The organism is Cellvibrio fontiphilus (genome assembly GCF_042646205.1).
Taxonomy (GTDB): domain Bacteria; phylum Pseudomonadota; class Gammaproteobacteria; order Pseudomonadales; family Cellvibrionaceae; genus Cellvibrio; species Cellvibrio fontiphilus_A.
The window spans coordinates 332328-344300 of record NZ_JBHRTF010000001.1 but is presented as its reverse complement, the minus strand read 5'-3'; the positions used below and the strand labels follow the sequence as shown (position 1 = coordinate 344300).

Below are 11973 nucleotides of genomic sequence, written 5' to 3'. Positions count from 1 at the left end.
GTGAAAAAATACTTAGGGGGGCGTTGTCACCGAACTGATTGCGATGATTTTGCATCGCCTTCTTTTTTTGCTGCCTCATCTATAGCTTGCTGCAATTGTTTTATTTCATTTTCACTTAACGAGTCCTTGTTCATTCCCAACAACGCATTAACTGCTGCCGCCGTTGATCCGCCAAAAAAAGTTTTTAGCAGTTTTTGTAAGGCAGATACACGAGCCTCTTCTGGCGCGATACGGGGAAAATAAATATAACGTGGCCCCTCTTCGCGAAAATCGACAATTTGTTTTTCCACCAATTTGGCAAGAAGTGCCCTGACCGCAGAATAACTGGGGGCATCGGGAATTGCCGCTCGCACATCTTGGGCAGAAAGCTCCCCCGCCTCAAAAAGAGCATCCATTATTTGTCGCTCACGGCGACTAAGCTGCGACGCAGCCGCCTTATCTACATCATTCAACGTCATGAATTACCAACTTAATTGTTTTCATAAATGCTAATTTTTTAGCACCATGCTAATAAAATAGCACTCGCGGCCTGAGTGTCAAGAAAAATATGCTAAAAAAATAGCATGCCTATCCAATCGCCATCACAACCCTGTTTATACAGGTAACAAAAAAGCCGCTACGGTTGCCCGAGCGGCTTTAGATGGAGCAAATACAGGCAAATCGTTATTGCTCGTTAGGCACTAATTCCAGCTCTACGCGACGGTTTTGCTCACGACCAACAGGAGTGTCGTTGCTGGCAACCGGGTAACGTGAACCATAGCCATAAGACTGGATACGTGAGCTGGAAACTTTCTGGCTGCGCAGGTACATGGCTACGCTGTCAGCACGACGCTGGCTGAGTGGTTGATTGATACTGTCACTGCCAGTTGAGTCAGTGTGACCAGTCACACGAATAGAGGTTTGGTTGAACTCAGCCAGCACTTTAGCTACCGAATTCAGAACATCAAAAAAGTCGGAACGAATATCTGCACTGTTAGTTGCAAAAGTAATGTTACCCGGCATCACCAGATAGAGGTTATTACCTTCACGTCTTACTTGCACACCGGTACCTTGCAGTTCCTGGCGCAATTTGGCTTCCTGGCGATCCATGTAATTACCGACGCCACCGCCCACAACACCACCAATCGCAGCACCTTTAAGTGCGCGCTCGCGGCGATCTTTTGCGTTATCACCGGTCGCCGCCCCCAATACCGCCCCAGCCAATGCACCTATACCGGCACCTTTTGCTGTTTTGCTGGTTTTTTGCTCGCCAGTGTAAGGATCAGTAGTGGTACAACCAATCAATCCAACAGACAAAAATAAGGCTAATAAATATTTCATGATGAATCTCCATTAAAACCAAAGTGACCGAGAATAATAAAAGTAATTAAAATAGATACTGAACATACCGGACATACCGGACTCAATCCTTGCGGATGATTGGTTTGATTGTTAATAAAATCAACTGAACCAATACTGAATCGATGATTCTATCATTGATGACAAGGGATTATCTGATTAAAGTAAGAAACTGCTCGTTAACTAACATTTCTCTTCTATCCCCCGCTATCACAAACAAGGTACGCAAATATGCAGAGCAAACATGCACTTTCCACAGGAAAATATCTTTGGATATTTTGTACTTTGTTATGCAGCCTACTCGCTAGCGGGTGCAAAAATTATTCAGTCAGTGTGAATGACAACCTGGTGTATGTCCCGCCGTCAATTTTTAAAGATTACACGATTGCGGATCAACGACTATTCGATTGTGTAGAGCAAACTATTTACGATAAAAAGATCACTCGAGCAGAAGACTTAACTTCTCTCAATTGCAGCAATGCAGCCATTAAATCATTAAAAGGGTTGGAAAAATTCTTTGCACTTAAAGAGCTAAATCTGGCAGAAAATCAAATTGATGATATAGCAACGCTAGCGATGCTCGGTCGCTTGGAAAATTTGAAGCTCAATGGAAACCAAATAAAGGATGCAACTGCTTTACTGAATTTGCTGCATTTAAAGCAATTGGATTTACAAGAAAATGACCAGTTAAACTGCAAGAGTTTGCAACAAGTAGTTACTAATCTAACCAAAACCGCTGCACAAGTTTTAGCGCCCGAACAGTGCATAAATTAGAACAGGCAAAAGAAGGAAGGCGAACCCAACGTCATTCGAGCTTAGGTATCAATGGATTATTAAAGCGCGCATTGGCGCGCTTAATTACCACCGCGAACAAACATCAACCCTATAGTATTGCGCAATTGGTGAACCACACGCATGCGTACTGGTTCGGCATTAATAGCACCAACTGCTTTTTTAAACTTCACCATTACTTCAGTGCCAACTGGTGGGCAAATTTGATTTTCAATTTGCACCTGGGCCCCACCATCTGAAATATCTTTAGCAAAACCAACAATGGTACCAAAACTGGGATTGGACATTTCAACTCTGACTGATGTTGAGGTGCGTTCAAAAACGCGACGTTCGTTCACAATAGCATCTCCATTTCAATCTCCGCGTGCGAGCAATGATCAATACTTGTTGATTATAGTTTCTAATTATCAGAACACACAGCAGCAACAAAAAAGGGGCCGAAGCCCCCTCCTATTTCCAATTGCGACTACAACTAAAAGGTCAGACCCAAACGCTGACCTACCATCTCGTAAGACTCGACCACATTACCCAGGTTTTGACGGAAGCGGTCTTTATCCAACTTTTCACGGGTGTCCTTATCCCACAGACGACAGCCATCGGGCGAGAACTCATCACCAAGAATCACTTCACCTTTATGCAAACCAAACTCCACCTTGAAATCAACCAACAGCATATTGCCTTCAGCGAAAAGGGCTTTCAGTATGTCATTGATTTTAAAAGTAAGTTCTTTCATACGCGCCAATTGCTCGGGGGTAGCCCAACCAAAGGATTGCACATGAGATTCATTAACCATGGGGTCGCCCAAGGCATCATTTTTCAGGAACAGCTCAAAAGTAGGAGGATTTAATTCCAATCCCTCTTGAACGCCTAAACGACGCACCAGCGAACCAGCAGCCAGATTGCGCACTACACACTCTACCGGGATCATCTCCATGGTCTTAACCAGCACTTCAGTATCAGACAGGAGTTTTACAAAGTGAGTAGGAATACCGGCTGCTTGCAACTTACCCATAATGAAGGCATTGAACTTGTTATTCACCATGCCTTTGCGATCCAACTGCTCGATACGCTTGCCGTCAAAGGCAGAGGTATCATTGCGAAATAACATAATCAAATGATCTGGATCATCTGTTTTGAAGATGGATTTGGCTTTGCCAGCGTAGAGTTGTTCGCGCTTTTCCATTAATGGGCCTGCTATTTAAGGTAAAGGTAATAAATCGAATTTAACAAACAGATAACCAGTCAAACCCCTGGTTTTGACACGCAAAAGTCACTTGTTTGACCTCCGCCGTGACGGGTGCCAAAGCGGCTTGCGCCAGCTCCAGCGAATTATTTTGCTGACTGATGTGAGCAATCACCAAGTGTTGCAAACGCGCACAATCCAAACGCTGCAGGAAGCCAGCGGCCTGCTGGTTACTCAAGTGCCCCCACAAACCACCAACACGTTGTTTGAGTGAAGTAGGATAATCGCCCGAAGCCAGCATTGCCGGATCATGATTAGCCTCCAACAACATTGCATCCAGATTTTGGTAATGCGCCTCAACGTGAGCAGTTATGCTGCCCAAATCAGTAAGGACACCCAAACGTCTACCTGCATATTCAAACACAAACTGTGATGGCTCGCGTGCATCGTGAGGGACTGCTACGGGAGTAACCTGCAACTGATCGAGTTCAAATGGCTGGTAAGCCTCAATCAAACGTAGATCCGGCAGCTCACCCATGTTGCGACTATGATAGGTGCCAGGCGTCATATAAACCGGCAAATCATAGCGGCGCGCCATGGCTGCAACACCTTTTATGTGATCGGTATGCTCGTGGGTAACCAGTATAGCGGTCAGATCTTCTGCTCGCTTCCCCAAGCGCAACAAGCGCTCATTGGCCTGTTTGACGCTGAATCCGCAATCGATAAGCAGCGTGCCTGTGCCCCATTCAACCAGCGTCGAATTACCACGGCTGCCGCTGCCCAGCGACGCAAATCTAAAAGGCCCTGACATTTAGATCAGATTTTTACGCAACAAAGTCACCAAGTGGCGCGCCTCACCGGTAGGTAAGCGTTTACCGTAAGGATCGCGAACACGCACCACAAAATCGTTGTTATCGCCGGTAATAACGATCAAATAACCGGGCGCTTTGGGCAATACTTTTTCTTTCTTGCGCTCTGAGCGCGGAGCAGCTTCAAACTCGTCACCCGTCAACATGTTGGCTTTTATCTGAGCCAGGCTGTAAGGCGTTGTAGGTGGCTTGGGGTTCAAACCAATTCTGAAAAGGCGCTTAAAAAATCCGGGCTTGGAATCTTCCGGATCTTTGTAGTGAACATAGTAAAGCGCTGCATCCGCATCAGCTTCGAAGGTTGTAAAGCCATCTTTTTTGGCTGCATAAGCCAATGTGGCAAAGGCACGGGTGCGATCAAGTTTGATTAACATGGCTGGCTCACCACGCAACATCGTCAAATTGGCTTTTACCGAACCACCGATTGCTTGTGCGAGCAAAGATGTGCCACCTTCTGCCGTCTCACTGGCCAAAGTAGCGGCCAACTCGTCCAGCATCCACTTCTCGCGCTCCGCATTTACGGATTTACGCGGCCAGTTCATCTCTGCGGCAGGCTTTTCGCTGGCAGGAACACTCATGTGGATAATGTGAATTTCTGTAGTCTCGGGTTGAACCCCCTGATCAATCTGCAAGCGATAGCGATCATAGGTAGCCAAGTCAGTTTTGAATTGCAACCAACTGGTTTCAATAATGCCTCGACTGATATCGGCACGACTCACTGGAAGATTATTGACATTCAGGAAGTTACGAATACGTGGCCACACCTCACCGGGAGCAGCATTGAGCAATATCCAGCTTTCACCACCAACGCGCTGGATCTTTACATTTTCCTGCTCCAGATTTGCAGAAAGCGGCATGGGACGCGGCACTTCTGTATCTATGGAGTCTGGATCATAACCAAAATCAGTCGCTGTAATGGGCGGTATAGGATAAAGCTCACCCATAGCTTCAGAATGTTTGCCAGCAGGCAAAACCAGTGGCGGGATATTATCGGCCTTGAGGTAGTCGCTCTCGCGATTGCGAAACACCCCCTCATCGCCAAAAAACATACCGCACCCAGACAGGGAGAACCCTAAAGAAGCAACAAGCAACAACTGCAGCGGGCGATTGATGCGGTAAGCAGATATTTTTATCGTCATTGCGCTATATAAACTCATGAATCTTCTCATCGACAACAGCACGTCAGGGGGCGGTTAAACACCAGCTGCCTGCATAGCTGTTTTAAGCTGTTGGTGATACTGCTCTGACAAACGCGTCAGCGGCAGACGAATACCCGATTGAATCAAACCCATTTGTTCCACAGCCCATTTAACCGGAATAGGGTTGGATTCAACAAACATGGCGGTATGCAGAGGCAACAAACGTTGATTGATTGCACGGGCTTCTTCAGCATTACCTGCCAAGGCCAATTCGCACATACGCGCGATGGCAGCAGGTACGACATTCGCTGTGACAGAAATATCCCCTTTACCACCTAAAAGTATTAAATCAACCGCAGTTGCGTCATCGCCAGAGATGATCGCGAAATCTGATGGCGCTTGCGCTACCAATAAACGAGCGCGCTCAAGATCACCTGTCGCTTCTTTAATACCGATGATATTGGCAATCTTGGCCAAGCGCAGAGCGGTTTCCGGTTTCATATCCACTCCGGTGCGCCCCGGTACGTTGTACAGGATTTGTGGTATGGCAACCGCTTGGGCGATGTGCGCGTGATGCAAGTACAAACCCTCTTGGGTAGGCTTGTTGTAATAGGGAGTAACCAGCAAGCAAGCATCCGCCCCTGCATCTTTTGCTGCTTGGGTAAGCTCAACAGCTTCAGACGTCGAGTTGGCACCGGTTCCAGCGATCACCGGTATACGACCATTAACTTGATCTACCACTTTTTTAATGACTGCGAGATGCTCTTCTACCGTCAGCGTGGCTGACTCACCGGTCGTGCCTACGGCAACAATCGCATGGGTTCCCTGCTCCAGATGCCAGTCCACCAATTTGTGCAAACTCGCCCAATCCAGGGAGTTATCTGCATGCATGGGGGTCACCAGGGCAACCATACTGCCTTGAATCATCGGGAGCTCCGTTAGTCAGCAAATAAAGCTGGCATCAAATAAATAAGGAAATAAGAAGAAAATGAAGGTCATTGCACGAAAGGCGCAATGGTACTGAGTGGGGCCAACCGAAACAAGCTAAACCCCACTCGGGCGCACCATCGCGCCCTATTTATTGCTTTTAAAATCACGACTTGGTTTTTTAAGCGAGCGTTACTTTTTAAAATCGAGCATGCGCTGCAGCGGGATCATTGCCTGACGCCCCAATTCCGGATCGACATGGATCTCGTTATCTGCACGATCAAACACACTGGCAAGATTATCCAACACATTCATCGCCATCCAGGGACAGTTGGCACAAGAGCGACATGTCGCACCACTGCCTGCCGTTGGTGCTATATGAAAAACCTTATCAGGATTCAACTGCTGCATTTTGTAAAAGATACCCTGATCAGTTGCCACGATAAACTCACGGTTAGGCAATGTTTGCGCCGCTTTGATCAACTGCGAGGTGGAGCCTGCGACATCAGCCAAATCCACTACCGCCTTGGGCGACTCCGGGTGTACCAGTACCGCCGCATCCGGGTAGAGCAATTTTAAGTCCTCCACACCCTTGGCTTTGAATTCTTCATGCACAATACAGGCACCGTCCCACAACAAAACATCTGCACCGGTTTTTTGTTGTACATAAGCACCCAGATGCTTATCCGGCGCCCAGAGGATTTTTTTACCCTGACGATCCAAATAATCGACAACATCCAAAGCAATACTGGAGGTGACCACCCAATCAGCGCGGGCTTTTACTGCGGCAGAAGTATTGGCGTAAACCACCACGGTGCGGTCAGGATGCTGATCGCAAAAAGCAGAGAACTCCTCGATAGGGCAACCCAGATCCAATGAACAAGTAGCCTCAAGCGTGGGCATTAACACGCGTTTTTCAGGAGTGAGAATTTTGGCTGTCTCACCCATGAATTTTACACCTGCAACTATGAGTGTATCGGCGGAGTGATTTTTTCCGAAGCGGGCCATTTCCAATGAGTCGGATACACAACCACCCGTCTCTTCCGCCAGCGCCTGAATTAAAGGATCAGTGTAGTAATGGGCAACCAATACCGCATTGTGCTGTTTCAGCAGGGACTTGATACGCGCCTTGTACTCCGCCTCTTGTTCCGGCGTGTATTGCGGCGCACTCCAAGCGCGCGCAAGGTGTTGTTTTACCAAATCCTGCGCATTGGGATCGCGCGGAGCGAGACTTACACGCTCGGTCACATTCAAAAGCTCTGACATAAAATTGCCTCGGTGGTCACTTAGCCGCACGGCAAGCAAGAAAATTGCGCCAGATTTTATCACAGCGCGATATTCTCAACGGGAAAATTAACTGCGCGCGGAAGAACTTCGACGCAATAAAAAAGGGCGCTAACAAGCGCCCTTTTAGAGAATTACATAAGTGGTGGGTCGTGCTGGATTCGAACCAGCGACCAATTGGTTAAAAGCCAACTGCTCTACCGACTGAGCTAACGACCCACAGTCGCATTTTGTTTTCCCCAACTTCGTGTTGAAAGTGGTGGGTCGTGCTGGATTCGAACCAGCGACCAATTGGTTAAAAGCCAACTGCTCTACCGACTGAGCTAACGACCCTAAATGCGAGGCGCGTATAATAAGGTTTTGATGCAAAAAGACAAGCGTTTTTTTGAAACTTTTTATCATGCTCAATAAGATTGGCAGCAATCGCTCAAACAAAAAACAATTTGCATTGCAATCAAACAATATCGCCAGCATTTGCTCTGGCGCATGGCGCAACACCTGAGGCAACAGCAAACTTTACGTCCCGATGGGCAAATTCTGACCTATCATTCACTGGGAAAAGCCCGGTTTACAGACACTCATGAGATTCACGCATGCCGCTTGCGCAATTCGCAGAAAATACACCTGGAGCTAGTAAAGTCAAAATAAGCCATTGCTTGTTCTTAGTGTTGGCTTATGTTTCCACTGGCTTGCTGGGACTATTGGTGCCGTTTGAAAATGCCAAGGTGACGCTCTTTTGGCTGCCCAGCGGCATAGCGGCGGCTGCCCTTTACAGGTGGAGCACCAAACTTTGGCCATGTGTTTTTCTGGCTGCACTGATTATCAATATAAGTTCAGGGCACAACCTGCTGTTGAATCTATTGATTGCTGCCGGGAATACACTGGCGCCACTGGCGACCGTCTGGCTATTGAAGCATTTCAACTGTGACCTCGCGAGCCTTGATCGCCGCAACGCGATTGGTTTTTTTCTGCTCGCTGCGCTGAGCATGACATTGTCAGCACTGGTGGGTTCCAGCCTCTTGGGTGTCTATCATCAATTATCACTGGAAACCTCTGCATATATTGCAATTGCCTGGTGGATGGGCGATAGCCTGGGGGTCTTTTTAGCGATGCCCGTGCTCGTCAATATGAATCGCAAATATCTCGAAAAGGTAGCAAAGCGCAAAAAAGATTTTTTTATGATCATGGCAACCAGTTTGGTAATGGGCCTGATTTGTTTTCCGCTGAACAACTATGCAGATGGCGCACACCTTCCCATCGTTTTTATCACCTTTGTATGCGTTGCCTGGGCCGCATTATGGTTTGGTTTATTTGGGAGCACCCTGACAACTATCGGCTTCTGTTTCCTCGCCATTTGGGCCACAGTCAACAATTTGGGGCCCTTTGTCCTGCCCAACCTTCACTTGAGTTTTTGGTTAATCTGGCTGTACACCGCTGGCACTGTCATTCTCGGTTTTATGATCACAGCGGCTCACATCACCATCTCCAACAGTTACGACCGCTTGGTGCAATCCGACCTCCATCAGGAGCAACAACAAGCACAACTGGCCCATGCTCAACTGATGGCGCGACTAGCGCACTGGCAGTGGAACCCGCTCAGTGATGACTATCAACTCAGCCCGTCCATTCACACACTGTTTGGGCTACCCAAGGAACACCTGAATGGCAAGATGAAGGGCTTTATCGATACATTCATTCATCCTGATGATCGATTGTTGTTACAGGTCGCGCTGAAATCTGCTCTGGAACAACCGCAGCCACTGTCGCTGGATGTGCGCCTGGATACCCGCAGCAGCCAATCTTATTGGGTTCAATTACAAGCCGATAAAAGCAGCGGGGCAGAACCCCCTCTGCTACAGGGCACAATTCAGGATATTACCGAGCGTAAACGACTGGATTTGGCGCTCGCTGCTGCCGCTGCGGATGCCGCATCCGCACCGGACTTTTTTGTCACTCTGCTACGCGCACTGAGCGAGGCCGTTGGAGCGGATCACGTGTTAATCAGCCTGATTGACACTGAAAACCCTATGCAAGCCCACACCCACACCTACCTCAAACGCGGCGAACTCCAACCAAATTTTAGTTATGACCTGAAACACACCCCCTGCGCCGATGTGATGGACGAGAACCTTTGCTACGTTAGTGAAGGAGCTGTAAGTCATTATCCTGATGATGAAATGTTTCGCGCTTACCGCATAGAAAGTTATCTTGGTGTCGGTATCCGCAATGCAGAAGCCAAACCGATTGGCATTTTAATAGCCATGGCCGAGCACCCCACCCCTGTCTCTCCGCAATTAAGTTCACTGTTGATGATTTTTGCCGAGCGTATCGGCGGCGAATTGCGTCGCGCGCAGGATCAGGAAAAGATTTACAACCTGGCATTTTTTGATCCACTCACCCGCTTACCCAATCGCCGCATGCTGCAGGATCGCCTGAGATTAGTGATCTCCCAGAGTGCACGCAGCAAACAATATGCAGCACTGCTGTTTATCGACCTGGATCACTTCAAACTACTCAACGATACCCGCGGTCACCATATTGGCGATCAATTGCTGGTACAGGTTGCGGAGCGTATTAGCAGCATTATTCGCAGCTCGGATTTGGCTGCCCGCTTGGGTGGCGACGAGTTCGTGGTGGTGTTTGATAATCTGGGAGAAAACCCGCAAGACGCCGCCCTGGAGGCCAAAAAACGCGCGGAGCAGCTACATCAACTCATCAGCCTGCCCTATGCACTGCGACAATCGGTTTATCACTGCACCATCAGTATTGGCGTGAGCCTGTTCAACAACCAAAACGATTCAATTGATGATTTGTTGCGCCATGCCGATGCCGCCATGTACCAAGCCAAAGACAGCGGTCGCAATGCCATTCGCTTTTTTGATCCCATGATGCAATCGCACTTGGAAAAACGCGCTGCTATTGAGGAAGATTTGCGCAGCGCCCACGACTCGCACCGGCAGCTTATCCCCTACTATCAAGTGCAAGTTAATGCCCAAGGTAAGGCAATTGGGGTGGAGTTATTATTGCGTTGGCAACATCCGCAAAAAGGCATGATTTCTCCTGCCGACTTTATCCCTGTTGCCGAGCAGACCGGTTTGATAGTTCCTATGGGGCGCGAGGTAATTCGGCAAGCCTGCCAACAATTGATCCGCTGGCGGCAGCATCCCGAATTTGCCCACTTGAATATCGCTGTGAACGTGAGCCCCATTCAGTTTAATCAGCCTAATTTTGTCGAGGACGTGCTGACGATTGTGGACGACTGCGGCGTAAGCCCACAGCAGCTTAAATTGGAACTGACTGAAAGCTCACTGCTGAAGAACGTTGACCAAAGTATTGGCAAAATGCAGCAATTGCAGGATCGCGGTATAGGGTTTTCGATGGATGACTTCGGTATCGGCTACTCGTCCCTGTCCTATCTCAAGCGCTTGCCGCTGGATCAACTGAAAATTGACCAGACATTCGTGCGCGACATAGCCGTAGACCCTAATGACGCAATTATTGCCCGCACTATTATCGCCATGGCGCACAACATGAATCTGCAAGTGATTGCCGAAGGCGTGGAGACAGATGAACAGCAGAAATTTCTGGAGCAGAACGGGTGCAGCTTGTTTCAGGGTTACTTTTTTGGGCGCCCCATGCCACTTGAGCAGCTTGAACAGGAACTCAGGGCGCGCGGTTACTGCGGATAATTACATCAACTGATAGCGGGTTGGGTCAGCCACACCTGCCTGCACAAACCCCTGCTTACGCAGACGACAACTGTCGCACTTGCCGCAGGCTTCGCCCAGATCGTTAGCCTGATAGCATGATACCGTCAGACCATAATCCACCCCCAAGGCTATACCCTGCTGGATAATCTCGGCTTTACTCAGATGAATCAGCGGTGTGCGGATATGCAATTTATTGCCTTCGGCACCGGCACGTGTAGCAAGGTTGGCCATGACCTCATAAGCGGCAATATATTCCGGGCGACAATCCGGGTAGCCGGAGAAATCCACCGCATTGACACCAATGAATATATCGTCGCAGCCCAATACCTCAGCCCAACCCAGCGCAATGGACAGGAACACGGTGTTGCGCGCTGGCACATAGGTCACCGGTATACCACCAGTCTCCTCTTCGGGCACGGCGATATTGTCGTCAGTCAGCGCCGAACCGCCAATCGCACGCAAATCCAACTTGATGACCTTGTGCTCAACCGCACCCAGCGCCTTGGCAGTGCACTCTGCGGCAGCCAATTCAGAGCAGTGGCGCTGCCCATAATCAAAACTCATTGAGTAACAGGCGTATCCCTCACTGCGTGCTATAGCCAGCACAGTGGTGGAATCCAAACCACCGGAGACAAGAACAACGGCTTTTTTTTGCGACATAACTCAATCAACCACATCAGATAAGGAAGTAAGCAGGGCTAAACACAGGATGACAAAGCACCATGGCAATGAAT

The 11973-nt window shown here is 48.6% G+C and carries 11 protein-coding genes and 2 tRNA genes; 2 read left to right on the top strand and 11 right to left on the bottom strand.

Features of this window, described 5'->3' with window-relative positions; all coding sequences use genetic code 11:
* Positions 1-26 precede the first annotated feature (26 nt).
* Positions 27-458, bottom strand: a complete 432-nt coding sequence (locus ACFODX_RS01515) for a BlaI/MecI/CopY family transcriptional regulator (protein ID WP_378115347.1) — start codon at positions 456-458, stop codon at positions 27-29.
* Positions 459-663: 205 nt separating this feature from the next.
* Positions 664-1320: an OmpA family protein gene (locus ACFODX_RS01510; RefSeq protein WP_378115345.1), complete on the bottom strand. Its 657-nt coding sequence runs from the start codon at positions 1318-1320 to the stop codon at positions 664-666.
* A 249-nt stretch (positions 1321-1569) separates the two neighbouring features.
* Between ACFODX_RS01510 and ACFODX_RS01505 the strand changes: the two genes are divergently transcribed.
* On the top strand, positions 1570-2112 hold the full coding sequence (locus ACFODX_RS01505) for a leucine-rich repeat domain-containing protein (protein ID WP_378115343.1): 543 nt from the start codon (positions 1570-1572) through the stop codon (positions 2110-2112).
* An 80-nt stretch (positions 2113-2192) separates the two neighbouring features.
* On the opposite strand, the gene ACFODX_RS01500 is transcribed toward ACFODX_RS01505, so the two are convergent.
* From ACFODX_RS01500 to ACFODX_RS01465, 8 genes are all read right to left on the bottom strand, one after another.
* Complete coding sequence (locus ACFODX_RS01500; protein WP_378115341.1) at positions 2193-2468, bottom strand: PilZ domain-containing protein; 276 nt, start codon at positions 2466-2468, stop codon at positions 2193-2195.
* A 134-nt stretch (positions 2469-2602) separates the two neighbouring features.
* Positions 2603-3313 carry a phosphoribosylaminoimidazolesuccinocarboxamide synthase gene (gene purC, locus ACFODX_RS01495; protein WP_378115339.1) on the bottom strand — a complete coding sequence of 237 codons (711 nt, stop codon included), beginning with the start codon at positions 3311-3313 and terminating at the stop codon, positions 2603-2605.
* Positions 3314-3353: 40 nt separating this feature from the next.
* Positions 3354-4124: an MBL fold metallo-hydrolase gene (locus tag ACFODX_RS01490; RefSeq protein ID WP_378115337.1), complete on the bottom strand. Its 771-nt coding sequence runs from the start codon at positions 4122-4124 to the stop codon at positions 3354-3356.
* Complete coding sequence (gene bamC / locus ACFODX_RS01485; protein ID WP_378115335.1) at positions 4125-5336, bottom strand: outer membrane protein assembly factor BamC; 1212 nt, start codon at positions 5334-5336, stop codon at positions 4125-4127. It lies immediately after the preceding gene.
* Between the two features lie 36 nt (positions 5337-5372).
* The gene (gene dapA / locus ACFODX_RS01480; protein ID WP_378115333.1) at positions 5373-6245 is read right to left on the bottom strand and encodes a 4-hydroxy-tetrahydrodipicolinate synthase; all 873 of its coding nucleotides are present in this window, start codon (positions 6243-6245) and stop codon (positions 5373-5375) included.
* 192 nt (positions 6246-6437) lie between these two features.
* A complete protein-coding gene (gene nadA / locus ACFODX_RS01475; protein ID WP_378115331.1) occupies positions 6438-7511 on the bottom strand; it encodes a quinolinate synthase NadA in 1074 nt (357 codons plus the stop codon).
* Positions 7512-7672: 161 nt separating this feature from the next.
* Positions 7673-7748, bottom strand: a tRNA-Lys gene (locus ACFODX_RS01470).
* A 38-nt stretch (positions 7749-7786) separates the two neighbouring features.
* A tRNA-Lys gene (locus ACFODX_RS01465) sits at positions 7787-7862 on the bottom strand.
* A gap of 332 nt (positions 7863-8194) precedes the next feature.
* Here ACFODX_RS01465 and ACFODX_RS01460 point away from each other — a divergent pair.
* Positions 8195-11218: a bifunctional diguanylate cyclase/phosphodiesterase gene (locus tag ACFODX_RS01460; protein ID WP_378115510.1), complete on the top strand. Its 3024-nt coding sequence runs from the start codon at positions 8195-8197 to the stop codon at positions 11216-11218.
* Here the strand turns inward: ACFODX_RS01460 and queC are convergent, their stop codons facing one another.
* The gene (gene queC / locus ACFODX_RS01455) at positions 11219-11899 is read right to left on the bottom strand and encodes a 7-cyano-7-deazaguanine synthase QueC (RefSeq protein ID WP_378115329.1); all 681 of its coding nucleotides are present in this window, start codon (positions 11897-11899) and stop codon (positions 11219-11221) included.
* Positions 11900-11973 lie beyond the last annotated feature (74 nt).